The sequence below is a fragment of the Cellulosimicrobium sp. EB106-03-01-XG111 genome (assembly GCF_058792115.1).
Genome location: NZ_JBYTEQ010000005.1, coordinates 133,241 through 156,014 on the forward strand (window position 1 = coordinate 133,241; position 22,774 = coordinate 156,014).

General features: G+C 75.3%; 22 protein-coding genes. 11 read left to right on the forward strand and 11 right to left on the reverse strand.

Annotated features, from left to right (window positions below):
* Window position 1: 1 nt before the first annotated feature.
* The 6 genes from AC3WT4_RS06185 to AC3WT4_RS06210 all read right to left on the reverse strand — a co-directional run bounded on the left by AC3WT4_RS06185 (window position 2) and on the right by AC3WT4_RS06210 (window position 4,088).
* Window positions 2–736: a YcnI family copper-binding membrane protein gene (locus AC3WT4_RS06185; RefSeq protein WP_492314996.1), complete on the reverse strand. Its 735-nt coding sequence runs from the start codon at window positions 734–736 to the stop codon at window positions 2–4.
* 182 nt (window positions 737–918) lie between these two features.
* Window positions 919–1,455 carry a hypothetical protein gene (locus tag AC3WT4_RS06190; protein ID WP_146177670.1) on the reverse strand — a complete coding sequence of 179 codons (537 nt, stop codon included), beginning with the start codon at window positions 1,453–1,455 and terminating at the stop codon, window positions 919–921.
* Window positions 1,456–1,543: 88 nt separating this feature from the next.
* Entirely contained in the window at window positions 1,544–2,242 is a 699-nt protein-coding gene (locus AC3WT4_RS06195; RefSeq protein WP_074804733.1) for a copper resistance CopC family protein, read from the reverse strand.
* 89 nt (window positions 2,243–2,331) lie between these two features.
* Window positions 2,332–3,003, reverse strand: a complete 672-nt coding sequence (locus tag AC3WT4_RS06200; RefSeq protein ID WP_492314997.1) for a hypothetical protein — start codon at window positions 3,001–3,003, stop codon at window positions 2,332–2,334.
* A gap of 10 nt (window positions 3,004–3,013) precedes the next feature.
* Complete coding sequence (locus AC3WT4_RS06205) at window positions 3,014–3,700, reverse strand: Pr6Pr family membrane protein (protein WP_492314998.1); 687 nt, start codon at window positions 3,698–3,700, stop codon at window positions 3,014–3,016.
* 184 nt (window positions 3,701–3,884) lie between these two features.
* Window positions 3,885–4,088 carry a cold-shock protein gene (locus AC3WT4_RS06210; protein ID WP_108048261.1) on the reverse strand — a complete coding sequence of 68 codons (204 nt, stop codon included), beginning with the start codon at window positions 4,086–4,088 and terminating at the stop codon, window positions 3,885–3,887.
* A 539-nt stretch (window positions 4,089–4,627) separates the two neighbouring features.
* Here AC3WT4_RS06210 and AC3WT4_RS06215 point away from each other — a divergent pair.
* The 3 genes from AC3WT4_RS06215 to AC3WT4_RS06225 all read left to right on the forward strand — a co-directional run bounded on the left by AC3WT4_RS06215 (window position 4,628) and on the right by AC3WT4_RS06225 (window position 8,039).
* Window positions 4,628–5,902 carry an amidohydrolase gene (locus tag AC3WT4_RS06215; protein WP_492314999.1) on the forward strand — a complete coding sequence of 425 codons (1,275 nt, stop codon included), beginning with the start codon at window positions 4,628–4,630 and terminating at the stop codon, window positions 5,900–5,902.
* Between the two features lie 149 nt (window positions 5,903–6,051).
* On the forward strand, window positions 6,052–7,566 hold the full coding sequence (gene gadC / locus AC3WT4_RS06220) for a glutamine/gamma-aminobutyrate antiporter GadC (RefSeq protein WP_108048172.1): 1,515 nt from the start codon (window positions 6,052–6,054) through the stop codon (window positions 7,564–7,566).
* Window positions 7,567–7,616: 50 nt separating this feature from the next.
* Window positions 7,617–8,039 carry a hypothetical protein gene (locus tag AC3WT4_RS06225; RefSeq protein ID WP_074804717.1) on the forward strand — a complete coding sequence of 141 codons (423 nt, stop codon included), beginning with the start codon at window positions 7,617–7,619 and terminating at the stop codon, window positions 8,037–8,039.
* Window positions 8,040–8,043: 4 nt separating this feature from the next.
* Here AC3WT4_RS06225 and AC3WT4_RS06230 read toward each other — a convergent pair whose 3' ends face one another.
* From AC3WT4_RS06230 to gad, 4 genes are read right to left on the reverse strand one after another with little or no spacing between them, the layout of a single operon-like run.
* A complete protein-coding gene (locus tag AC3WT4_RS06230; protein ID WP_492315000.1) occupies window positions 8,044–9,243 on the reverse strand; it encodes an alpha/beta hydrolase in 1,200 nt (399 codons plus the stop codon).
* Between the two features lie 2 nt (window positions 9,244–9,245).
* Window positions 9,246–12,584 (reverse strand): bifunctional lysylphosphatidylglycerol synthetase/lysine--tRNA ligase LysX, encoded by a 3,339-nt coding sequence (lysX, locus tag AC3WT4_RS06235; RefSeq protein WP_492315001.1) that lies wholly within the window; start codon window positions 12,582–12,584, stop codon window positions 9,246–9,248.
* Window positions 12,581–14,224: a glutamate/gamma-aminobutyrate antiporter GadC gene (gadC, locus tag AC3WT4_RS06240; RefSeq protein ID WP_108048178.1), complete on the reverse strand. Its 1,644-nt coding sequence runs from the start codon at window positions 14,222–14,224 to the stop codon at window positions 12,581–12,583. Before gadC (AC3WT4_RS06240) ends, lysX begins: the two co-directional genes overlap by 4 nt.
* 27 nt (window positions 14,225–14,251) lie before the next feature.
* Window positions 14,252–15,658, reverse strand: a complete 1,407-nt coding sequence (gad, locus tag AC3WT4_RS06245; RefSeq protein WP_074804711.1) for a glutamate decarboxylase — start codon at window positions 15,656–15,658, stop codon at window positions 14,252–14,254.
* Window positions 15,659–15,834: 176 nt separating this feature from the next.
* Between gad and AC3WT4_RS06250 the strand changes: the two genes are divergently transcribed.
* Window positions 15,835–16,497 (forward strand): TetR/AcrR family transcriptional regulator, encoded by a 663-nt coding sequence (locus tag AC3WT4_RS06250; RefSeq protein WP_074804708.1) that lies wholly within the window; start codon window positions 15,835–15,837, stop codon window positions 16,495–16,497.
* 125 nt (window positions 16,498–16,622) lie between these two features.
* A complete protein-coding gene (locus AC3WT4_RS06255) occupies window positions 16,623–17,387 on the forward strand; it encodes a glucose 1-dehydrogenase (protein ID WP_061269402.1) in 765 nt (254 codons plus the stop codon).
* 24 nt (window positions 17,388–17,411) lie between these two features.
* Here the strand turns inward: AC3WT4_RS06255 and AC3WT4_RS06260 are convergent, their stop codons facing one another.
* Entirely contained in the window at window positions 17,412–17,795 is a 384-nt protein-coding gene (locus tag AC3WT4_RS06260) for a TraR/DksA family transcriptional regulator (RefSeq protein WP_074804705.1), read from the reverse strand.
* A gap of 177 nt (window positions 17,796–17,972) precedes the next feature.
* On the opposite strand from AC3WT4_RS06260, the gene AC3WT4_RS06265 reads away from it, so the two are divergent.
* From AC3WT4_RS06265 to AC3WT4_RS06290, 6 genes are all read left to right on the forward strand, one after another.
* Window positions 17,973–18,902, forward strand: coding sequence for a quinone oxidoreductase family protein (locus tag AC3WT4_RS06265; protein WP_492315002.1), 930 nt, complete (start codon window positions 17,973–17,975; stop codon window positions 18,900–18,902).
* A gap of 130 nt (window positions 18,903–19,032) precedes the next feature.
* Window positions 19,033–19,497 carry a hypothetical protein gene (locus AC3WT4_RS06270; protein WP_257416708.1) on the forward strand — a complete coding sequence of 155 codons (465 nt, stop codon included), beginning with the start codon at window positions 19,033–19,035 and terminating at the stop codon, window positions 19,495–19,497.
* A 162-nt stretch (window positions 19,498–19,659) separates the two neighbouring features.
* Window positions 19,660–20,139 (forward strand): SRPBCC family protein, encoded by a 480-nt coding sequence (locus AC3WT4_RS06275; RefSeq protein ID WP_492315003.1) that lies wholly within the window; start codon window positions 19,660–19,662, stop codon window positions 20,137–20,139.
* Between the two features lie 123 nt (window positions 20,140–20,262).
* The gene (locus AC3WT4_RS06280) at window positions 20,263–21,507 is read left to right on the forward strand and encodes a sensor histidine kinase (protein WP_492315004.1); all 1,245 of its coding nucleotides are present in this window, start codon (window positions 20,263–20,265) and stop codon (window positions 21,505–21,507) included.
* Window positions 21,504–22,169: a response regulator gene (locus AC3WT4_RS06285; protein ID WP_074804688.1), complete on the forward strand. Its 666-nt coding sequence runs from the start codon at window positions 21,504–21,506 to the stop codon at window positions 22,167–22,169. Before AC3WT4_RS06280 ends, AC3WT4_RS06285 begins: the two co-directional genes overlap by 4 nt.
* Window positions 22,170–22,322: 153 nt before the next feature.
* The gene (locus AC3WT4_RS06290; RefSeq protein ID WP_257416705.1) at window positions 22,323–22,628 is read left to right on the forward strand and encodes an SHOCT domain-containing protein; all 306 of its coding nucleotides are present in this window, start codon (window positions 22,323–22,325) and stop codon (window positions 22,626–22,628) included.
* The last annotated feature ends 146 nt before the right edge of the window (window positions 22,629–22,774 follow it).

A 22,774-nucleotide genomic window follows, 5' to 3' on the forward strand; every position in this document is an offset into this window, starting at 1 on the left:
GTCAGGCCCGCGGGCGCGAGCGCACGAACCCGAGCAGCCCGAGCACGAGGCCGGCCGCCGCGAGGACGAGCGCCGTCCACGTGACGGCGGGGGCCGGGCCGCTCGCCGTGCTCGCGGCGGCCTCCGACGCCTCGCCGTCCGCGGCGGCCGGCTCAGCGGTCGCGTCGGCCGCGGCGTCCTGCGTGCCGTGCGCGTCGCCGCCGGTCGCGGCGGTCAGCTCGAACAGCGGCGCGGGCAGGTCGAGCTCCTCGCCGTCCTCGCCGTCGGCCGGGACCTGCACCCAGGCGCTCTCGCCCTCGGCGCACTCCTGCACGGTCGGGAAGACGAGCGTCTCGCCCGCCGCGTCGGGGAGCTTGAGCGACAGCACGAACGCGTCGCGGTAGCCGTCGGGCAGCGGCGCCTTCGCGGTGTACACGACCTCCGCGACGCGCTCGGTGTACTGGCCGCCGTGCCCGTCGTCCACGGGCTCGGCGAGGTCCTCCATGACCTTCTCGACGTCCCAGCCGGGGTTCACCGTGGGGGTCACGGTGACGACCTGCTCGGGGACCTGTACGGAGACCTTCGTCGTCGGGGAGTCGCCGCACCCGTGCGGGACGCCGAACGTCAGGAGGGCGTACGAGCCCGCCTCGGTCGTGTCGGGCGTGACGGTCACGTGGGCGGACGCGGCGGCCGCGCCGGTCACGACGAGCCCGGTGGTCAGTGCGGCGGCGCCGACGGCGCGCAGGGTCTTTCGCATGGTGGTGCCTTTCGGGGAGAGCTGCGGGAGAAGGACTGCGGCGCTCCGGCGGGCACGACGGCGGGCCGCGCCACGGGTCGGCGGAGCCGGCCTGCGGCGGGTGGGCGGTCGCGCGGGCGCGCGGGAGCGGGACGCCGCGGACGTCGTCGGGCGACGTCGTCCGCGGAGGCGTCCGGGAGCGGTCAGGCAGGGAGGGGCGGCCCTCGCCCGGGCGCGGCGCCGCGCACGAGCAGGTCGCGCACCGTCGGCAGCGCGCCGACGGCGGGAGGTGCCGCGGGGACGACGAGGCGGCGCGGGCGGCCGGGGACCCGGCGTCCCGCGAGCCACGTCCACAGGCGCCACAGCACGGCGTCGCCGTACCGCAGCACGAGCGCGACGGCGAGCGTCGCGACGGCGTGCGCGCCGAGCATCGCGAGCGGCGAGGAGGAGTGCGCGTGCGCGGCGGCGTCGGCCGGGGACAGCGCGGCGCAGCGGTCGAAGACGACGTGCAGCACGAGCTGGCCCGCGCCGAGCAGGCCGAGCAGCCGCGGCAGCCCGACCTCGCGCCGGGTGAGGGGTCGCACGGCGACGGCGGTGAGGACCGCGAGGACCCCGAGCGGGACCGCCCCGGGGTCGGTACCTCCGGCGAGGCCGTGCGCGACGACGGACAGCCCGACGACCGCGGCGGCGAGCAGCAGCACCCGCACGCCGCGGAGCACCCCTGCTCCGGGCGACGTCACGGACGCACCCTAGCGGGAGAAGGGGCTCCGGCGGCAGGGTCCGGCGCCGCCCTCTCCGCGCGGGAGAGGGCGGCGTGCGCCAGCACGGTCAGTCCTGCGGGTCGTGGGGGGCGCCGTCGTCGGTGCCGCCCGTGCCCCGACGGCGCAGCACGACCACGACGACGACCACCGCGGCCACGACGAGCGCTCCGAGCCCCACGAGCACCGGCAGGAGCGACGACGTGCCGTCGTCCGCGGTCTCGGCGGCGTCGGTGGTCGTGGTCGCGGACGGCTCGGTCGTGGCGTCGGTCGTCGGCTCCTCGGTCGCCGTCTCCGCGGGCGTCGCGGCGTCCGTCGCCGGGTCCTCCGTCGCGGGCGCCTCGGGCTGGGCCGCGACGGCGAACGCGAACGTGCCCTCGATCGGGTGCCCGTCGGACGAGACGACGCGCCACGCGACGGTGTACGTGTCGCCGCCGAGCGCGACGGCGGGGTCGAGCGCGAGGGTCGCGGTGCTGCCCTCGATCGTGGGCGCGCCCTGCGTGACGACCGTGCCGGCCGAGTCGGAGACGACGACCTGCGGCTCGACGGGGAGCGGCTCGGTGTTGAACGTCAGCGTGATCGCCGCGGGCGGGGCCTCGAGCTGCGCGCCGTCGGCCGGGTCGGAGGTGAGGAGCCGGTCGTGCGCGGACGCCGGGCCGGCCGTGAGCGTCGTGACCGTCGCGGTGAGGCCGAGCGTCAGGACCGCGGCGGCGAGGAGGGCGAGGAGGGTGGGCAGGGCCGACAGCGGTCGGCGCAGGGAGAGGTTCATGAGGTTCTTCCGTCCGAGGCGCGGCCGGTGGCCGCACGGTGGTGCCCCGGGACCCGGCCGTCGCCGGGTCGGCCTCGTCGGGTGCCGCGTCAGGACGCGGCGAGGGGGCGCAGCAGTGCTCCCGACGGGCCGTGCGCCCGCGGCGGCCCGCGCGTCGGGGCCCGGAGCGACCGCCACAGGCCGACGACGCGCACCGAGCGCACCGGCGCCACGCCGCGGCGGCCGAGGACCGCCGAGCGGGCCGGGAGCGGGAGCGCACCGCGCGGGGTCACCCACGTGAGGAACCGCTCGAGCGCCCGCTCGCCGTGCGCCAGCACGAGGGCGAGCACGACCGTCGCGGCCGCGTGGGAGGCGACCATCCACGCGCCCGACGCCGCGAGGTGCTCCGGGTGCAGCGGGGACGCCGCGCCGTCGGCCGACGGCACCGCGCACACGACCGCGCCCGCGGACGCCGCGAGGTGCGCGCCGTGCCCGGCTCCCCCGCCGACGGCGTGGCACGACCCCGGGGTCAGGACGGTGAGCGCCTGGTGGAGCGCGAGCTGCGCGCCCCCGAGGAGCACGACGAGCCGGGGGGGCGTGAAGCGCAGGCGCGCGGCCGCCGTCGTGCCCGCGAGCGTGAACGCGGCGAGCGCCGCGAGGACCAGCGGGTCCGGGAGCGCGCCCCCGGCGACGCGGTGCGCGAGCGCCGTCAGCGCGAGCACGAGGGTCGCCACGAGCGCGGCGCGGGCGACGCGCAGCGGACCGACGACCGGGGAGGGCACGACGGCCACCCTAGCGCGAGGTGTCCGCGCCCTCGGCCCGGGACCGCTGCGACGCGGCGGCCGGGGCGGTCCGGCGCTCCGCGTACCGACCGATCGCGGGGCCGGTGGGCAGGAGCCGGTCGAGCCCGACGATCACGAGCCCGAGCACGAGGAAGCCCGCCCCGTAGAGCACGACGTTGACGAGCAGCCCGGTCCACCCGAGCGCGTCGAGGTCGACGAACCCGTACGGGTACTCGCTGCCCGGGCTGACGAACCCGCGGACGGTCGTGAACGCGAAGTAGGCGAGCGGGTACAGGAGCCAGCGTGCGGCGTCGAGGCCGCGCAGGCGTCGGTGCGCGTCGAGCAGGAGGAAGTCGGCGACCACGGCGAGCGGGAGCACCTCGTGCTCGATCTGGCCGTCGGTGAGCCCGAGGAAGACGGCGGGCGCGCCCGGGTCCTCGGGCGCGAGCACGAGCCACGACACGAGGCCCGTGATCGCGGCGAACAGCGTCACGCTGCCCTTCAGCCATCCCGGCGGCTGCCGCCGGCGCAGGAGGGACGCGCCGCCCGCCCAGGCGAAGACGACCGCGATGAGGAAGCCCGTCTGGTTCGTGAAGTAGACGAGGCCCTCGATGTCCCCGTCGCGCCAGATCGCGCGCGTCCCGACGAGCGCGAGGACGACGAGGAACAGCCGGAACAGTCCGACGACGACGTGCATGCGGGCTCCTTCGCGCGCGGTGTGGCTCCGGTCGAGAGCCTAGTCCCCGGGACCGGGGCACGACCGCCGTCGGGCGTCGTCGCGCGCGTCGAGGTCCGGGCACGCCGAAGGGCCGTGCACGAGGCACGGCCCTCCGGTGGGGATCGTCACCCGCGCCGGCGCGGGGCGCCGGGCGGGTGGGCGATCAGAGCGCCTGGATGTTCGTCGCCTGCGGGCCCTTGGGGCCCTGCGTGACGTCGTAGGAGACGCTCTGGTTCTCCTCGAGCGAGCGGTAGCCGCTCGACTGGATCTCGCTGTAGTGGGCGAACACGTCCGCGGTGCCGTCGGAGGGGGCGATGAAGCCGAAGCCCTTCTCCGCGTTGAACCACTTCACGGTGCCTGTAGCCATGATGTCTTCTCTCGTTGAGACGACCGGCCCGCGTGCGCGGGTCCGGGTGCCGCGCCCCGCAGGGCGCCGACGGTTGTGGGGGCGGTCGCGGCGGGAGCCCGCCGGGCGACCGGGCGGGGCGACCAGGTGGCGCCTCGCGTGCTCCAGGGCGGCGACGACGGTCACGGGCCGCGTGAAGCGGTCGTGGACGTGGAAGCCGTCCGGGCGTCGGGTGACCATCCCGGCGTACTCGCCGTCGGCCGTCGCGACCCACAGGTCGTCGTCGGCGCGGCGCAGCACGAGGTCTGGTCCGGGCGTGCCCGCGTCCGCAGGTGCGGTCGCCGGGCGGTCGAGGATGGTGGAAGAAGTGATGTGTCTCTGCTCTCGCTCCGCGCTCGTGGGGCGGAGATCGTCGTCGGCAGCGTCTGCTGCCGGGCGCCGCGGTCGTGCTTCGATGCCGAGGACCGAAGATCGTCGCGGGACCCTGCCCGCGACCTGGCGCAGCCTCCAGGCTACACGACGGCGCGGGACGAGTGGTCGCCCCGGGCGATGATGGGGGCATGACGACCTCATCCAGCCCTGCCCGGACCACCCCCCGCACCGCGCGTCGCAGCGTCGCCGTCGTGAACGGCTACGTCGTGCCCGTCGTGTCCGACCCGATCGAGAACGGGACCGTCCTCGTCGAGGACGGGGTCATCACCGCGGTCGGCGCGGACGTCGTCGTGCCCGACGGCGTCCCGACCCTCGACGCGCGCGGCCGCTGGGTGCTGCCCGGCTTCGTCGAGGCGCACGCCCACATGGGCGTGATGGAGGAGGCCGAGGGCTGGGCCGGCAACGACACGAACGAGATGACCGACCCGAACGGCGCGGCGCTGCGCGCGATCGACGCGATCAACGTCGAGGACGAGGGCTTCCGCGACGCGCTGGTCGGGGGCGTGACGAGCGCCGTCGTGAAGCCGGGCTCCGGCAACCCCATCGGCGGGCAGACCGTCGCGATCAAGACGTGGGGCGGCCGCACCGTCGACGAGCAGGTGATCCGCGAGGCGGTCTCCGTGAAGTCGGCGCTCGGCGAGAACCCCAAGCGCGTCTACGGGGACCAGAAGAAGACGCCCTCGACGCGTCTCGGCGTCGCGAAGGTCATCCGCGCCGCGTTCGTCGACGCGCAGAACTACGCGGCCCGGCGCGACGCGGCCGAGGCGAAGGGCGAGCCCTTCGACCGCGACCTCGCGAAGGAGACCCTCGCGCGCGTCCTCGCGGGCGAGCTGTACTGGGACCAGCACACGCACCGCGCCGACGACATCGCGACCGCGCTGCGCCTCGCCGACGAGTTCGGCTACCGGCTCGTGGTGAACCACGGGACCGACGGCGCGGCGGTCGCGGACGTGCTCGCCGAGCGCGACGTGCCGGTGATCTTCGGCCCGCTGTTCACCTCGCGCTCGAAGATCGAGCTGCGCAACCGCGACATCGCGAACCTCGGGGCGCTCGCCCGCGCGGGGGTGCGCGTCGCGATCACGACCGACCACCCCGTCGTGCCGATCAACTTCCTCGTGCACCAGGCGTCGCTCGCGGTCAAGGAGGGCCTCGACCGGGACACCGCCCTGCGCGCCCTCACGGTGAACCCCGCGGCCTTCCTCGGTCTCGACGACCGCGTCGGAGCGCTCGCGCCGGGCCTCGACGGGGACGTCGTCGTGTGGTCAGGCGACCCGCTCGACGTGACGTCGCGCGCGGAGCACGTGCTCATCACCGGCACCGAGGTCTACACGTGGGACGCGACGGCGGCCGACGGGCGCGGCGCGGGCCGCGTCGTCGAGCGCGGCGAGCGCTTCCGGGCCTGACGTCGAGGGCGACCCGCGCGGCCCGGGACCGACCCGTCCGAGGGTCTCGGCCGTGCGGGTCGCCCCGGGCCGAGCCGGTCCGCTCGCCGGTCGCGCGCGGCGTCGCTAGCGTTCCCTCGAGGGCCGTCGCGCCCGCCGAGGGGGACGTCATGGCTCGGACCACCACCCCGCAGCACCCGGCCCGCCCCGGCGCGGGGACCATCACCGCCACGTCGCTCGTCATGCTCAACGTCGCCGCGGTCGTCAGCCTGCGCGGCCTGCCCGCGGAGGCGGAGTACGGGCTCTCCTCCGCGTTCTACTACCTCCTCGCGGCCGCGTGCTTCCTCGCTCCCGTCGCCGTCGTCGCGGCCGAGCTCGCGTCCACGTGGCCGGAGGAGGGCGGCATGTTCCGCTGGGTCGGCGAGGCGTTCGGGAGCCGGTGGGGGTTCCTCGCGATCGCGATGGTCTTCGTCGAGGGCTGCATCTGGTTCCCGACCGTCCTCACGTTCGCCGCCGTCACGCTCGCCTACACCGGGCCCGACGCGCGGTTCGACGAACAGGTCGCGGACGACCGGCTCTTCGTCCTCGCGATCGTGCTCGTCGTGTTCTGGGCCGCGACGCTCATCGCCCTGCGCGGCGCGTCCGCGTTCGCCCGGACCGCGCGCTGGGGCGGGATCGTCGGGACGCTCGTCCCCGCCGCGCTGCTCGTGGGGCTCGGCGCCGCCTACCTCCTCAGCGGGGAGCCGTCTCGGACCACGCTCTCGTGGGGCGCGTTCGTCCCCGACCTCACGCGCCTCGACAACATCGTGCTCGCCGCCGGGATCTTCCTGTTCTACGCGGGCATCGAGGTCAACGCGGTCCACGTGCGCTCGATCCGGCGGCCGGAACGCACCTATCCGCTCGCGATCCTCGTCGCCGCGCTCGTGGCCGTCGTCGTGCTGACGCTCGGCACGCTGACGATCGCGGTCGTCGTGCCGCAGCAGGACATCAGCCTCACGACGAGCCTGCTCCAGGCGTTCGACCACCTGCTCGCCTGGGCGGGGATCGGCTGGGCCGGACCGGTCGTCGCGGCGATGCTCGCCGTCGGCGTCCTCGCCGGTGTGACGACGTGGGTCGCGGGACCTGCCACCGGGCTGCACGCCGTCGCGCGGGCGGGGTTCCTCCCGCGGTGGTTCCACCGGACGAACGACCGCGGCATGGCGACGAACATCCTCCTCGTCCAGGCGCTGGTCGTGACCGTGCTGTCCGTGCTGTTCGTGGTCATGCCCTCCGTGCAGTCCGCGTACCAGCTGCTCAGCCAGCTCACGGTGATCCTCTACCTCGTGGCGTACCTCCTGATGTTCGCCGCGGTCGTCGTGCTGCGCCGCACGCAGCCCGACCGGCCGCGCCCCTACCGGGTGCCGGGGGGCCGCGTCGGGGTCTGGGCGGTCGGCGGGCTCGGGTTCGTCGCGTCGCTGCTCGCGCTCTTCACCAGCTTCGCCCCGCCCGGCCAGGTCGCGGTCGGCAGCCCGACGACGTACGTCGTGCTCCTCGTCGCGCTCGCCGCCCTCTTCGTGGCCCTCCCGCTGCTCCTCTACCGCGCCCGCACCCCCGCCTGGCGGGACGGCTCGTCGACGTTCGCGCCCTTCACCTGGCAGTCCGCGGACGTCGCCCCTCGCCGGGACGGTCCCGGCCCGCCGGGATGACGGGCGCGGTTCCCGTGGCGCGAACCCGCGCGGCGGCGGACCATCGGAACATGCCTACCCGACCCGCTCCCCGCCCTCGCAGCGCCGCGACCGGCCCGGTCGTCGGTCTCGTCGTCCTCGTCGGGGCGCTCGCCGCCTGCTCCGGCCCCGGCCCGGGCGACAAGGACGTCGAGTACGACTCGCTCGACGCGCTCCATCGCGCCGCCACGACCGCCGGCCTCACGTGCCTGTCGTTCACGACCGAGAGCACGGACAGCGACGACGTCGAGCTGGGCGCGTGCGACGACACGACGCTCCTCGCGGTCTTCGCCGACGGGATCGCCGAGGACGAGTTCCTCGCGCTCCTGCCGCGCCAGCCCACCGAGGAGGGCGAGGCCGCGCTCGCCGGGCCGAACTGGGTCGTCCTCGGCGACACCGGCGACCTGCTCGAGACCCAGGCGGGCATCGGCGGGCAGTTCCTCACCGACGAGTGACGCGTCAGCCGCCGCCCGAGCCCGCCATCTGCCGCTGCGCGAACACGAGACCGTACGGGAGCGCGACCGCGGCCATGGACCATGTGTGCGCCTGGCCGGGCTCCTCGCGGAGCTCGACGGTCTGGCCCTGGTCCTCGAGGTCCTTCGCCATCCGGCGCACCGTCGTGAGCGCCTCCTGCGGCGCGTCCGCCCCCGAGTCGAGGAAGACCGGCATCGGGTGCGTGAACGTCATCGTGGGCAGGTAGGTGGTCGGGGTGTTCGCGTCGATCTCGGCCTGCGTCGAGAGCATGGTCCGCTCCGGACCGGGCCCCGGGTTCCCGTAGGGCTCGATGCCGAGGATGGTCCCGTACAGGTCGAGGTGGCGCAGGCCGACGTTGAGCGCGCAGAACCCGCCCGACGACATGCCGCCGATGATGCGGTGCTCCCGGTCGGCGAGCGTCGGGTACGTCGCGTCGACGGTGTCGACGACGGTCGTCGTCAGGTACGTCTCGACCTGCTCGCCGCCCGTCGTCGAGTCGAGGCACTCGGTGTCCAGCCCGCCCGGCCCCGTGCCGTTCACCGTGGGCGCGACGACGATCATCGGGTCGACGAGCCCGCGCCGGACGAGCACGTCCATCGTCCGCGGCACCCGCCCGGCGGCGAACCAGCTGGTCGGGTCGTCGGGCGACCCGTGGATCAGGTACACGACCGGGTAGCGGGTCGAGCCGTCGGGGTCGAACCCCGGCGGGAGGTAGACCCAGGCGTCCTCGTCCTCGATCTGCTCGGCGGCCGTCCCCGGGATGGACAGCGTCCGCACCTGGCCGCGGTGCGCGCCGCCCGGTGAGCCCCCCGACAGGTCGGCGAGGCCCAGCCCGACGAGCTGCACCCGGGCGGCGTCCCACGTCGGGACGTAGCCGGAGTAGGCGTTCGCGCCGACCGCCAGACCCAGCACGAGGGACAGCGCGCCGAGCGTCGCGAGTGCCGCCGTCGCGACGCGCGAGCGCCGCGGCCGACGCGCCTCCTCGCCCCGGGCGCGCCGCTCCCGGCGCGCCCGGGCGCCGCGCCGCGCGCGCACCACGGCCCACACCACCGCGCCTGCCCCGAGCACCACGAGCACGACGGCGACCGGGTAGCTCGTGAGGAACGTCCCGGCGGGCTCCAGCTCGCGCAGGACGTCGGCGGGCAGCGCCGGGTCGGTGTCGGGGACGGGGAGGTCGGTCGCCACGGTCAGGACCGGCGCTGCGGCTTCACGAACGGGAAGGCGAGCGTCTCGCGGATCGACGCGCCGATGATCGTCATGTAGATGCGGTCGACACCGAGCCCGAGACCGCCGGTCGGCGGCATCGCGAACTCGAGCGCCGAGAGGAAGTCCTCGTCGATCTCCATGGCCTCCGGGTCGCCCGCCGCCGCGAGGAGGGACTGCTGCGTGAAGCGTTCGCGCTGGTCGATCGGGTCGATGAGCTCCGAGTACGCCGTGCCGAGCTCGGCACCGAACGCGACGAGGTCCCACCGCTCCGCGAGGCGCGGGTCGTGGCGGTGCACGCGCGTGAGCGGCGACGTCTCGACCGGGAAGTCGGTGTAGAACGTCGGCTCGACGGTCTGGCCCTCGACGAGACGGTCGTACATCTCGTTCACCACCGCGCCGTGCGTCTCGTCCTCGCCCACCTCGATGCCGGACCGCGCGCACAGCGCGTGCAGCTCCGCAGCGGGGGTGTTCGGGGTGACCTCGGCGCCCACGGCGCGCGAGACGGCGTCGTGCACGGTGACCACCGGCCACTCGCCGTCGAGCCGGACCTCGGTGCCGTCGGGCCGGCGCGACACGGCGTCGCCGTGCACCGCGACCGCGGCCGCGACGACGAGCTCGCGCGTGAGGTGGCGCATCGTCGTGTAGTCGCCGAACGCCTGGTACGCCTCGAGCGACGTGAACTCCGGGTTGTGCGTCGCGTCGGCGCCCTCGTTGCGGAAGTTGCGGCCCAGCTCGAAGACGCGCTCGATGCCGCCGATCGCGAGCTGCTTGAGGAACAGCTCCGGCGCGATGCGCAGGTACAGGTCCATGTCGTACGCGTTGATGTGCGTGCGGAACGGGCGCGCGTTGGCGCCCCCGTGCACGCGTTGCAGGATCGGCGTCTCGACCTCGATGAAGCCCCGCTCGACGAGGGACGAGCGCAGCGCGTGCACGGCGGCGGAGCGACCGCGGAGCGTCACGGACGACCGCGTGTCGAGCGCGAGGTCGACGTGGCGCAGGCGCATGCGCGTCTCCGGGTCGGCGAGCCCGCGGAACTTGTCCGGCGGCGCCTTGAGCGACTTCGACGCCATGACCCACGACACCGCGTGCACGGACAGCTCCCCCGTCCGGCTGCGCGCGACGGTCCCCGTGACGCTCACCTGGTCCGCGAGGTCCACGACGCGGCGCCAGAGCGCGAGGTCGGCGGCGCCGTCGGCCGTGAGCATCACCTGGCGCTCGTGGTTCTCCTCGCGCAGGACGGCGAACACGACGCCCCCGAGGTCGCGGAGCCGCACGACGCGGCCCGAGACGGACACGTCGCGCCCGAGCAGCAGCTCGTCGACGTCGGCGAGCCGGTGCGTGCGCGGCACGGCCACGGGGTACGCGGGCATGCCCGCCGCCGCCAGCACCTCGAGCTTCGCCCGGCGGGCACGCTCCTGGTCGGTGAGCCGCCGGGTCGGGACGTCGAGCGCGAGGAGCTCGTCCTCCTGCTCGCGCACCGGCGAGCCAAGCACGGCGTCGGCCGTCGCGGCCTGGGTCCCGGCGCCGCCGCGCGCGCCGGGCCACTGCGGTACAAAGCCCTCGGCCTGTCCCGCCGCGAGCGACACGGACGTGAGCTGGGCGGGGGCGGCGTAGCAGAGGTAGCGCGCGCGCCAGCGGGGCTCGTACTTCTGGTTCGAGCGGTACAGCTGGTCGAGCTGCCACCAGCGCGACGCCACGAGGACGAGGCGGCGCACGAAGCGCTGGAAGGGGCTCGCCGCGACCGACTCGCCCTGCTCGATCAGGCCCCGGAACATCGCGAAGTTGAGCGAGACCCGGTCGATCGCCATGCCCGCGCCCTCGCTCGCGAGCGTCGAGATCATGAGCTCCGTGACGCCCGGGACCGCGTCCGGAGACCGGCGCATGTAGTCGAGCGAGACGCCCTTGCGCCCCCACGGGACGAACGTGAGCAGGCCGCGCGGCTCACCGTCGCGGTCGTGCGCGGTGACGACGAGCACGCGCGGGTCGCGCGGGCTCCCGAGGCGTTCGAGGGCCATCGAGAAGCCGCGCTCGTCCTCGCCGTGCCGCCACGCGTCGGCGGCCTTCGCCAGCGCCGCGAGCTCGTCGGCCGGGATCTCGCGCTGGCGCCGCAGGCGCACGGTGTACCCCTCGCGCTGGGGCCGTGCGACGGCGTGGCGCACGGGCCGCATCGACGGCGACGCGAGGTCGAACTCGCGCGTCTCGACGATCGCCTCGTCCCCCATCGTGAGGACCGCGAGCCCGGCGTCGCGGTAGGCGCGCGCGCCCTTCTCGCTCGCCGAGAGCACGCCGGGCGCCCACCCGTGGCGCCGCGCGTAGGCGAGCGTGCGCTCGATCGCGTCGGGCCAGGACGCCGGGTCCCCGAGCGGGTCGCCCGCCGCGAGCAGCACGCCGCTCACCACGCGGTACGACACGGCGGCGCGACCGTCGCCGGAGAAGATCGCGTCACGGTCGTCGCGCGTCGCGAAGTACTCCAGCGAGTCGTCGCTCGGGTGCTCCAGGAGCAGACGGCGCACGGCCAGCTCCTCGTCCGGGGAGCGCCGCGCGTCGCGCGGGCCCGTCCGCAGGAACACGAGCACGGCGAGCAGGAGCGCCGCACCCGCGAGCAGACCGCCGACGAGCGCCAGCCACCCGGGCGCGACGCCGTCGATCGCGAACGGCTCCTCGTGCGGGGACAGCCCGACCGAGACGCTGACGGCCCACCCGAGCCGCGCGGTCTGGGAGTCGAGGCTCGACGGCACGACCTGGAGCAGCGCCCACACGACCCCGGTCGCGACCGCCAGGCCGAGCACGAGGACGAGCGCCGCCGTCCACCACGCGCCGCGCGCGATGCGGGCCGGGAACGCGCGCCGCGCGGCGACGAGCACCACCACGAGCACGAGCCCGACGACGCCCCCCGCGTACGCGGTCCAGTGCACGTCGTCGAGCACGCCCGCCGCGGGGTCGATCCGGTCGAGCGCGATCGCGAGCAGCATGACGAGCGCGGAGGGGAGCTGCCAGACGAGGACCACGAACCACAGCGCGGCCCGGCGTCGGCGCAGGAAGCCGCTCGCGACGAGCCCGACCACGACCGCGGAGAAGAGCGACGGGTACGACGGCACGTTCGTGACCGACAGGACCTCGGCGACCGGGCGCTCGGCGTGGTGCGCGACGGGCCGCAGGATCAGCGCGACGAGGAGCCACACCGCGTAGACCTGGAGGATGCGGCCGCCCCAGCGCGCGACCGTCTCCCCCCAGGGCGACGCGACGGCGGGCGGCGCTGGAGCGCGCCGTCCGCCGTCCGGGGTGGGCGTCTCGCGCCCGACGGTCGTGGTACCCCTCACGTGGTCTCCTTCGGGTCGCGCGGTGCGCGGGCGGGCGCCGACGCGGGCTGCGCCGGCGGGTTGACGAGGACGTCGTCGGCGGTCTGTCGCTCCGCCGCGGTACGACGGTCCCAGGTGGGGCGCCGCAGCGCGTAGAAGAGGAGCGGCGGGCCGCCGAGCACCACGACGACGCCGGCGACCACGATCGGGTAGGCGGTCTCGGAGAGGCCGCTGAATCCGGACGGCCGGACGAACGCGAGCACGAACGCGGCCGCGCACGCGACGAACCCGAGCCCCGCGACGAGCCGCATCGCGGGCGTGCGGTAGGTGCGGACCACGTCGGGCTTGGTGCGCCGCAGCCGGATCGCCGCGGCGAACATGAGCATGTACATGACGAGGTACAGCGCCGCCGCCATGTCCACGAGCGCGATGAACGCGGTGTTGCCGTTCGGCACGAGCACGAAGAGCAGCGCGAGCAGCGTGACGATCGCGCCCTGCACCGCGAGGATGCCGATCTGGACGCCCGCCTTGTTCCGGCGCTGGAGCGCGGGCGGCAGCAGGCCGGTCCGGGCCGCGGCGAGCAGGCCGCGCGACGGCCCGGCGATCCACGTGACGACCGACGCGAACGCCCCGAGGGCGATGAGGAGCGAGATGACCGGGGTGCCCCAGCTCATGCCCCAGTGGTCGAAGAACGCCTTGAACGCGAGGTTGATGCCGTCGGTCACGCCGAGCGCGGACTTCGGGACGGCCACGGAGATCGCGAGCGTCGGGAGGATGAAGACGCCGAGGATCAGCACGGTCGCGACGGCGATCGAGCGCGGGAAGCCGCGCCCGGGGTTGCGCAGGTCGTTCGCGTGCACCGCGTTGACCTCCATGCCCGCGTACGCGAGGACGTTCGAGACGATGAGCACGATGGACGCGATCCCCGTCCACGGCGGGACGACGGCGGACGCCTCGAGCGTCGTCTCCGAGCGCTCACCGGTGCCGAGCCAGACCGCGCCGAGCACGATGAGCAGGACGGCGGGCAGGATCGTGCCGAAGATGCCGCTCCACGACCCGACCTTGGCGAACAGGTTGCCTCCGGCGAGCGTGATGAGCGTCGACCCCCAGTACAGGACGAGGATCACGACGGCCGTGTAGACGCCGTTCTGCGTGAGGCCGGGGTCGCCCACGACGAACGACAGGCTCGCCGCGATGAACGCGATCTGCGTGGGGTACCAGACGACGTTCTGGATCCACTGGAGCCAGATCGCGACGAACCCGGCGCGCTCGCCGAACGCCTCGCGCACCCATGTGAAGACGCCGCCCTTCCAGCCCGTCGCGAGCTCGGCCGCGACGAGCGCCGTCGGGACGAGGAAGAGGATGGCCGGGACGATGAAGAGCGTCACCGAGCCGAGCCCGTACGACGCCATCGCCGGCAGCGAGCGCAGCGACGCGACCACCACCACGGTGAGCATCGCGAGCTGCACGACCGACATGAACGTCGTCGCGCCCGCGGCGGGCGCCCCGATGGCGGGGCCCGTGTGGCCCGGCGGCTGCCGGGAGCCGGGCGACCCGTACGGGTGCGGCCGGACGTGCGCCGCCGTCGGCGCGTGCGTGCCGTCGGCGCGGACGTGCGGTCCCGCGCCTCCGGGCGGATCCTGTGCTGCCCCCTGTGCCATGGTCCGTCCTTCCCGCGGTCGCCCGGGTCAGTGGTGGAAGTTGGAGCGCTGGCCCTCGGTCGGCATCGGGCCGGTGAGGGCGTCGAGGAGCGCGACCTCGTCGCGCAGGTCCGCGAGGAACGCGGACGCGAGGTCGTGGCTGAAGCCGTTGCGCACGACGACGCGCTGGACGGTGAGGTCGGTGAGGTCGTCGGGCATGGGGTACGCGGGCACGAGCCAGCCCTTGGTGCGCAGCCGCTCCGACAGGTGGTAGAGGTCCCAGTTCTTCGTGTGGCCCTCGCGCAGGCGCCACGCGAACACGGGGATGTCCGAGCCGTCGTTCCACAGCTCGAACGCGGGCATCTTCGCGATCTCGCCCGACAGGTAGAGGGCGACGTCGCGCGACGTGCGCTGCACGGCCTCGTAGCCGGTGCGCCCGAGGCGCAGGAAGAGGTAGTACTGGAGGAGCACCTGCGCGCCGGGGCGCGAGAAGTTGAGGGCGAACGTCGGCATGTCCCCGCCGAGGTAGCTCACGCGGAACACGAGGTCCTCCGGCAGCGACTCCGTGTCGCGCCAGACGACCCATCCGAGGCCCGGGTAGACGAGGCCGTACTTGTGGCCCGAGGTGTTGATCGACGCGACGCGGGGGACGCGGAAGTCCCACTCGAGGTCGGGCTGGAGGAACGGGGCGATCATCGCGCCCGAGGCCCCGTCGACGTGGATGGGCACGTCCAGGCCGGTGGACTCCTGGATCCGGTCGAGGGCGGCCGCGATCTGCGTGACCGGCTCGTACATGCCCGTGTACGTCACGCCCATGATGGCGACGACGCCGATCGTGTTCTCGTCCACGTACGTCTCGAGGTCGTGGCCGTCGAGGACCTTGTGGTCCTCGGAGATCGGGACGTAGCGCGCCTCGACCTCGAAGTAGTTGCAGAACTTCTCCCAGCACACCTGGACCGCGCTCGAGAGCACGAGGTTCGGACGGTCGGTCGGCTTCCCGGCGGCGCGGCGCGCGTGCTGCCACCGCCGCTTGAGGGCGAGGCCGCCCAGCATGCACGCCTCGGACGAGCCGATGGTCGACGTCCCGATGGTGTGCTCCGGGTCGGGCGCGTGCCACAGGTCGGCGAGCATCGTCCAGCACCGCGTCTCGACGGCCGCCGTCTGCGGGTACTCGTCCTTGTCGATCATGTTCTTGTCGGCGGCCTCGAGGTACAGCCGCGCGGCGTGCTCGTCCATCCACGTGCCGACGAACGTCGCGAGGTTGAGCCGCGCGTTCCCGTCGAGCATCGCCTCGTCGTGGACGATCTGGTACGCCGTCTCCTGGAGGGACTCGTCCTCGGGGAAGCGGAACTTGGGCAGCGCGGTGGCCTCCCCGGGTCTGGCGAAGACCGGGTTGAGCTCGACGACGTCGGGTTCTCCGGTGTGCCTCTCGGCCCGGCGCGTGTTCGTGACCATGTCCGCCCCCTCGGGTTGGTGTGGCCGCGGACCTGCGGCCGCTCTCTCGACGGTACGACCGCGGTCCCGGCACCGCCTCCGGGCGGGTGAGATAGGCAACACCTGTTGCTTAAGTGATTGCCTCGGCGTAACGTCGAAGACGACGCAGCGCACGACACGACGCGGAGGAGGTGGCCGTGGACAAGCGCACCGCCCGCACCGCCGCGGCCCTGCGGACCGCGATCCTCACGCTCGCCGCGGAGCAGGACGTCACCCGGCTCACGGTGTCGGCCGTCGCGGCACGGGCCGGGATCAACCGCGTGACGTTCTACGACCACGCGTCGAGCCCGTCCGAGCTCCTCGCGCGCGTGCTCGGCGCCGAGCTCGACGCGATCCGCGACCGGTTCTTCGCCGACGTCCGGGCCGCCGAGACGGCCGACGACGTCGCCGCCCGCTCCCGCGAGGTCGTCGACCACTGGAGCCGCGCGCTCGTCGTGCACGTCGAGGCCCACCTCCCCGTCTACGAGCGCGCGCTGGAGGGCGGCCTCAGCGCGCCGCTGTTCCGGCTGCTCGCGAGCCACGTCACCGGCACGCTCGTCGAGCACCTGCACGCCCACCCGGGCCTCCTGCCGTCGGCCCCGGCCGGCACCTCGGCGGGAGTCCCAGCCGACCCGTCGTCCGGACCCACGACCGTCGCGACGGCCGACGTCGCGGCGCGCGCCTTCGCGACGTACGTCGGGTTCGGCACGGTCGGCGCGCTCGAGGTGTGGCTCGCCACGCCCCCTCCCCGTGACCCCGGGCTGTTCCCGCGGGTCGCCCGAGACGCCCTGCCCGCCTGGTGGACCACGCCGTCGCCCTGACGAGCCGCCCCCTCCGCCGGTCGACCGCGGTCCCCGGCGGGCAGGTGCGCACCACCCGCGCGACGACGCCCCCGCTCACGAGGCGGGCCGACGCCGCCGTGCCCTGCAAGGAAAGGAGCCCCACCATGGGCAGCACTCCCGGAAGGGTGCAGAACAAGGTCGCGATCGTCACCGGCGGCACCGGCGGCATGGGCGTCACGAACGCGCGCGCCCTCGTCGCCGAGGGCGCGAAGGTCGTCGTCGCGGACCTCGACGACGCGAAGGGCGAGGCGCTGGCACGCGAGCTCGGCCCGGACGCCCGCTACGTGCACCTCGACGTGACGAGCGAGGACGAGTGGGCCGCCGCGGTCGCGGCCACGCTCGACGCGTTCGGGCGCGTCGACGTGCTCGTCAACAACGCGGGCATCGCCAACGGCGGCCCCATCACGGAGTTCGACGTCGCCGCGTGGCGCCGGATCATCGACATCAACCTCACCGGCACGTTCCTCGGCATCCGCGCGGTGTCGCCGATCATGGCGAAGGCCGGCGCAGGCTCGATCATCAACATCTCGTCGGTCGAGGGCATGCGCGGGAGCGCCGGCCTGCACGGCTACGTCGCCTCGAAGTTCGGCGTCCGCGGGCTGACGAAGTCCGTCGCGCTCGACCTCGGCCCGTACGGCGTGCGCGTCAACTCGGTGCACCCCGGGTTCATCTCGACGCCCATGACCGCGTCGCTCAACCCGGACGACCTCCTCATCCCGCTCGGCCGCCCCGCCGCGCCCGAGGAGGTCTCGCGCATGATCGTCTTCCTCGCGAGCGACGAGGCGTCGTACTCGACGGGCTCGGAGTTCGTCGTGGACGGCGGCCTCATCGCCGGCGTCCCGTCGAAGAAGGGCCACGGACAGCTCTGACCCGGGCGCGGCGGGCCCGGTCGCTCAGCGCGCCGCGGCCGCGCACGCGACGCAGGTCCGCGCCGTCGGGCGCGCCTCCAGGCGCCCGGCGGCGATCTGCTGCCCGCACCCCGCGCAGACGCCGTAGGTCCCCGCGTCCAGGCGCGCGAGGGCGGCGTCGACCTCCTCGACCCGCGCGGCCGCGTCGCGCGCGAGCGCGTCCACCTGGGCGCGCTCGAACGCGATCGTCGCGCCGTCGGGGTCGTGCTCGTCGTCCGCGTTGGAGTCGCGCGACGCCTCGACGATGCCCGCGACGTCGGCGCGCAGCGCCCGCAGGCGCTCCGACGCCTCCGTGCGCACGGCGAGCAGCCGCTCGCGGGCGGACTGCGGGTCGAACGGGTGGCCGGGGTCCTCGGGGGGTGTCGTCATCACCCTCCCCAACGCTCGGGACGGGGTGAAACCGTCCCGGACGGGCACTCCTGCCCATCACCGCCGCATGACAGCGGCGGTCCGCGATGGAAGAGTGGAACCGCCCGGCCACCCCGGGGCCACCGCGCGGACTCGCCCTCGCGGTGGGCGACCGACGGCGAGACCACGGGGGTCGGCATGAGCACGGTCGTCGTCTTCGAGGAGTTCGGCGGGCCCGAGGGCCTGCGGGTCGACGACGAGGAGGTCGGCGCTCCCGGCCCCGGTCAGGTGCGCGTCGCGAACCGCGTCGTCGGGGTCAACCCCGCGGACCTCAAGCGGCTCGCCGGCGCGTTCGGTGGCCGCGTCCCCGGCGTGCTGGGCTTCGAGGCGGCCGGCGTGGTCGACGCCGTCGGGCCCGACGTGCCGGACCTCGCCCCCGGCGACGAGGTCGTGTGGCACGGCACGGGGGCGCAGCGCGAGCTCTCGCTCGTCCGGGCCGACCACGTGCGACGCAAGCCGTCGTCCGTCCCGTTCGACCAGGCCGCGGTGCTGCCCGTCGCCGCGGCGACCGCGTTCTCCGCGCTCGTGCAGGCCGACGCGGGCGAGGGCGACGTCGTGCTCGTGCACGGCGCGAGCGGGGGCGTCGGGTCCGCGGCGGTGCAGATCGCGACCGCGCTCGGTGCCCGCGTCGTCGGGACGGCCTCGCCCGCGAACCACGACTACGTACGCAGCCTCGGCGCGACGCCGGTCGCGTACGGCCCGGGGCTCGTCGACGCGGTCCGCGCGCTGCCCGACGGCCTGGACGAGGTGAGCGTCGTCGTCGACCTCGTCGGCACGGAGGAGACCGTCGCCGCGACCGTCGCGCTGCTGGGCGAGCACCTCTCCCCCGCCGACGGCGACGACCCGCCGAGCGCCGTGACCGTCGTCGGCACGGATGCCTCGCGTGCCGCGGGGATCGCCGACAAGGTCGACGCGAAGGGCGCCCTCGACGAGGTGCTCGCGCTCGCGGAGGACGGGCGGCTCCGGGCCGAGATCTCGGCCCGGTTCCCGCTCGCCGAGGCCGCGGAGGCGCTCCGCCTGGTCGCGGCGGGCCACGTGCGGGGGAAGGTCGTCCTCGACGTCGTGTGACGCGCGGCCTCGCTCGGTTGTGACGCTGAGCACAAGCTCGGCCCGCGAGCCGCGGGATTCCGCCGCTCCCGACCGCGCGGACCCCGAATCTCCTTGCGCCCCGCGTGCGCCAGAGTGTGGAATCGTTAGCATGCGTAAGCTTCTTGCCGCCACCGCGGCGCTCTCCTGTGCCCTCCTGCTGGCGTCCTGCGCCTCGCCGACCGACCCGGCGAGCGACGACGCGGCGACCACCCCCGCGACCGAGACCACGAGCGAGGCGGCCCCCGAGGTCACGCCGACCGTCGTCGCCGTCACCACGACGTGCAGCACCTTCTACGGGGGCGAGTACTCCGCCGAGCGCCTCGTCACCGAGACGACGCCGCTGCTCGCCACGCCCGACGACGAGGACGCCGCCGCTGCGATCTACACGACGCGCGAGCGCATCGCCGCGGTGCAGAACTTCGCCGACCCGGAGCTCCAGGAGAACCTCAACGGGATCAAGGCGCCGTTCGAGGCGGCCGTCCAGGGCGAGACCGTCAGCACGTCGAAGCTCCAGGCGTCGCTCGACGCGTTCCGTGCCCAGTGCGTCGAGGCCGGGTACGCGTTCGCGTCCTGACGCCACGCGCCGCGGTCCGGACGGCCCGTCCCTCGTCGAGGGGCGGGCCGTCCTCGCGTCCGGGGCAGGTCCCGGTCGAGCCCCGGAGACGCGCCGGTGCCGGGGCTCGTCGCGACCGGGGGGCGGGCGGCGAGGCGCGGCCCGGCGTGGGAGCATCCGACCATGCCCGTCGTCGAGTCCTCGCTCGTGGTCCCCGTCGACCCCGCGACCGCGTTCGCCGTCTCGCAGACGACGGGCGCCGTCCGCCTGCGCTGGGACCCCTTCATCCGCCACCAGCACTTCCTCGACGGCGCGACCGCGCCCGCGAAGGGCGTGCGCACCTTCACCCGGCACCGCAGCGGGCTGTCGATGGTGAGCGAGTACGTCTCGTACAACCCGCCGACCAACGTCGGCATGCGCATGGTCCGCGGGTCCTGGTTCTTCGAGAACCTCGCGGGCGGCTGGCGCTTCGCGCCCGGCCCCGCCGGCGGCACGCGCGCGACGTGGCGCTACAGCTTCCGCTGCAGGCCGCGCTGGCTCGCCCCGGTCGCCGAGCGTGTCGGGTCGTGGGTGCTCCAGCGCGACGTCGACCGCCGCATCGCCGGCTTCGCGCGCGGGTGCGCCGACCCGGTCGTGCTCGACGCGGTGCACGACGGCGTCTGACGCCCGCGCCCCCGTCCGCCGTCGCGCGGCACCCCGGGACCACGCGGCCCGGCACCCCGGGACGACGCCGCCCGGCACCCCGGTCGGACGCGCCCCGAACGCGGGCGGCGTAGCGTGCGACGCATGGGCCCGCTCGACCGCCGCCGCCCCCGGGCGTTCCTCGCCGTGGTGCTCGCGGTGGTCACGGTCGCCGGGTCGGCGGGCGCCACGCACGGCCAGCCCGGTGCCCGGCCGCTCGACGCGGCGGCGCTCGCGCTGCTCCTCGTGCCCCCGCTCGCGCTCGTGCTCCTCGTGCGGTGGCCGGTCGTCGCCGTCGTCGTGTCCGTGGGCGCGGCGGGCGCGTTCCTCGTCGCCGGGTACGCGTGGGGCCCTGTGCTCGCGGGCCCCGTGGGCGTGCTCGTGGGGGTGCTGCTCAGCGGCCCCGCGGGGCGCGCGCGCCGGGTCGCGTGGGGCGGGGCGGCGCTGCTGGCGGGAGCGGTCGTCGCGGCGGCGGCGCTCCGCCCGGACGCGCCACCCCCGGCGACGCTGCTCGGCGGGACGGCGTGGACGGTCGTCGTGCTGCTCGTCGCCGGGTCGGTCCGGGACCGGACGGCGCGTCTCGCCGCCGCGCGGGAGGCGGAGCGCGTCGCGCGGGCGGAACGCGAGCGGACCGCCGTCGCGGACGAGCGCCTGCGGATCGCGCGCGAGGTCCACGACGTGCTCGCGCACTCGCTGTCCGCGATCACGGTCCAGGCAGGGGTCGGCCTGCACCTGCTCGACCGCGACCCCGAGCAGGCCCGCGGCGCGCTCACCGCGATCCGCGCGGCGAGCACCGAGGCGCTCGACGAGGTGCGCGCGGTGCTGGGCGTCGTCCGCGGCGAGGCGGGAGACGACGGCGCCCCGCTCGCCCCGACCTGGGACCTCGCCGCGCTCCCCCGGCTCGTCCGCCAGGCGGAGGGCGGCGGCCTCACGGTCGCGCTCGACGTGGACCCTGCCACCGCGGGCCTGCCCGACCGGCTCGCGGGCGTCGTGTACCGCGTCGTGCAGGAGTCGCTGACCAACGTGCGCCGGCACGCGCGCGGCGCCACGCGGGCCGACGTCCAGGTCGCGGTGCGACCCGCGCCGCACGGCGCGGTGACCGTGACCGTGACCGACGACGGCGCTGCCCCGGGCGTGGAGCCCGAGCCGGGCTACGGCCTGCGGGGCATGCGCGAGCGCGTCGAGAGCGTCGGCGGCTCGCTCGTCGCCGGCCCGGCACCGTCCCCCTCTGGACGTGGCTTCCGCGTGCGGGCAGTCTTTCCCTGGCCGGGCTCCCCGCCCGGGCCGGGCACCGCCCGACGGTCCGACGCGGCCGACGACGCACCGCCGCAGCGCGAGGAGGCACCGTGATCGACGTCGTGCTGGCCGACGACCAGGCTCTCGTGCGCGGGGGCTTCCGCGCGCTCATCGACTCCGAGGACGACATGCGCGTCGTCGCGGAGGCGGCGACCGGCGACGACGCCGTCCGCCTCGCGCTCGAGCACCTGCCGGACGTCGTGCTCATGGACATCCGGATGCCCGGTCTCGACGGGCTGGAGGCGACGCGGCGGATCGTCGCGGACCGGGCGGCGGCGCACGTGCACGTCGTGGTCGTCACGACGTTCGAGCTCGACGAGTACGTGACCGACGCGATCCGCGGCGGCGCGAGCGGCTTCCTCGTCAAGGACACCGAGCCGGTCGACCTCGTCCGGGCGGTGCGGGTCGCGGCACGCGGCGACGCGCTGCTCTCGCCCACCGTGACCCGGCGGCTGCTGTCCCGGGTCGCGGACGCGACGCGCGACGTCGGACCGGTGCGCGGTGTCGAGGAGCTCACGCCGCGCGAGCGCGAGGTGCTCGTCGAGGTCGCGGGCGGGCTGTCGAACGAGGAGATCGCCGGGTCGCTCTTCCTGTCCGAGTCGACCGTGAAGACCCACGTCTCGCGGGTCATGGCGAAGGTCGGCGCACGGGACCGGGCGCAGCTCGTCGTCGCGGCCTACGAGTCGGGCGTCGTCCGTCCGGGCTGGGCGGGCTGAGGCCTCCGGCCGTTGCGCGCGGTACCCGGGGACGAGCGAGGTCGGCACGCCCGGGTGACGACGCGGCGTCGGACGACCGCGAGCCTGGAGGTGCGGCCGGCGGACGGCCGTCCTCGCCGGGACCGGCGAGGCGCACCGACACCGGAGGTCGTCATGCTCACCGCACTCACCGGGGCCGCCGGCACGCTCCCCGCGGACGCCGTCGCGGCGTGGGGTCACGCCGGCTGGGGGCCGGGGCCGTGGTGGTTCGTGTTCCCCCTGCTGTGGTTCCTGCTCTTCGCGTCCGTCGTGTTCCTGCTCGCGCGCCGCGCACGCCGCGGCGGGGGCCCGGGCGGCTGGCGCGCCACCGGCCCTGACCCGGTCGCGACCCTCGGCGAGCGCTACGCACGCGGCGAGATCGACGAGCAGGAGTACCGCACCCGCCTCGCCGTCCTCCGCGAGACCCCCCACCACCCCTGACCCCCTGACCCCCGCCCCCCTTGCCCCCACCCCTCCCGGACGCGAGAACGGGGTCGGCGACCGGGATCCGTCGGATGGGGGGGGCTTCTCCACATCTCCGAGCCCACGAGACAGGAGGTATCATCTGGGGGGGGGGGGGTTTGTTT

What these genes read in the sequence shown, in the direction of transcription:
- AC3WT4_RS06225 (WP_074804717.1), top strand. Translation starts at nt 7,617, where the DNA reads ATGCCTACCCGACCCGCTCCCCGCCCTCGCAGCGCCGCGACCGGCCCG.
- AC3WT4_RS06280 (WP_492315004.1), top strand. Translation starts at nt 20,263, where the DNA reads ATGGGCCCGCTCGACCGCCGCCGCCCCCGGGCGTTCCTCGCCGTGGTG.
- gad (WP_074804711.1), bottom strand. Translation starts at nt 15,658, where the DNA reads ATGGTCACGAACACGCGCCGGGCCGAGAGGCACACCGGAGAACCCGAC.
- gadC (WP_108048172.1), top strand. Translation starts at nt 6,052, where the DNA reads ATGGCTCGGACCACCACCCCGCAGCACCCGGCCCGCCCCGGCGCGGGG.
- AC3WT4_RS06270 (WP_257416708.1), top strand. Translation starts at nt 19,033, where the DNA reads ATGCGTAAGCTTCTTGCCGCCACCGCGGCGCTCTCCTGTGCCCTCCTG.
- AC3WT4_RS06195 (WP_074804733.1), bottom strand. Translation starts at nt 2,242, where the DNA reads ATGAACCTCTCCCTGCGCCGACCGCTGTCGGCCCTGCCCACCCTCCTC.
- AC3WT4_RS06290 (WP_257416705.1), top strand. Translation starts at nt 22,323, where the DNA reads ATGCTCACCGCACTCACCGGGGCCGCCGGCACGCTCCCCGCGGACGCC.
- AC3WT4_RS06275 (WP_492315003.1), top strand. Translation starts at nt 19,660, where the DNA reads ATGCCCGTCGTCGAGTCCTCGCTCGTGGTCCCCGTCGACCCCGCGACC.
- AC3WT4_RS06265 (WP_492315002.1), top strand. Translation starts at nt 17,973, where the DNA reads ATGAGCACGGTCGTCGTCTTCGAGGAGTTCGGCGGGCCCGAGGGCCTG.
- AC3WT4_RS06255 (WP_061269402.1), top strand. Translation starts at nt 16,623, where the DNA reads ATGGGCAGCACTCCCGGAAGGGTGCAGAACAAGGTCGCGATCGTCACC.
- AC3WT4_RS06215 (WP_492314999.1), top strand. Translation starts at nt 4,628, where the DNA reads ATGACGACCTCATCCAGCCCTGCCCGGACCACCCCCCGCACCGCGCGT.
- AC3WT4_RS06205 (WP_492314998.1), bottom strand. Translation starts at nt 3,700, where the DNA reads ATGCACGTCGTCGTCGGACTGTTCCGGCTGTTCCTCGTCGTCCTCGCG.
- AC3WT4_RS06185 (WP_492314996.1), bottom strand. Translation starts at nt 736, where the DNA reads ATGCGAAAGACCCTGCGCGCCGTCGGCGCCGCCGCACTGACCACCGGG.
- AC3WT4_RS06210 (WP_108048261.1), bottom strand. Translation starts at nt 4,088, where the DNA reads ATGGCTACAGGCACCGTGAAGTGGTTCAACGCGGAGAAGGGCTTCGGC.
- AC3WT4_RS06260 (WP_074804705.1), bottom strand. Translation starts at nt 17,795, where the DNA reads ATGACGACACCCCCCGAGGACCCCGGCCACCCGTTCGACCCGCAGTCC.
- gadC (WP_108048178.1), bottom strand. Translation starts at nt 14,224, where the DNA reads ATGGCACAGGGGGCAGCACAGGATCCGCCCGGAGGCGCGGGACCGCAC.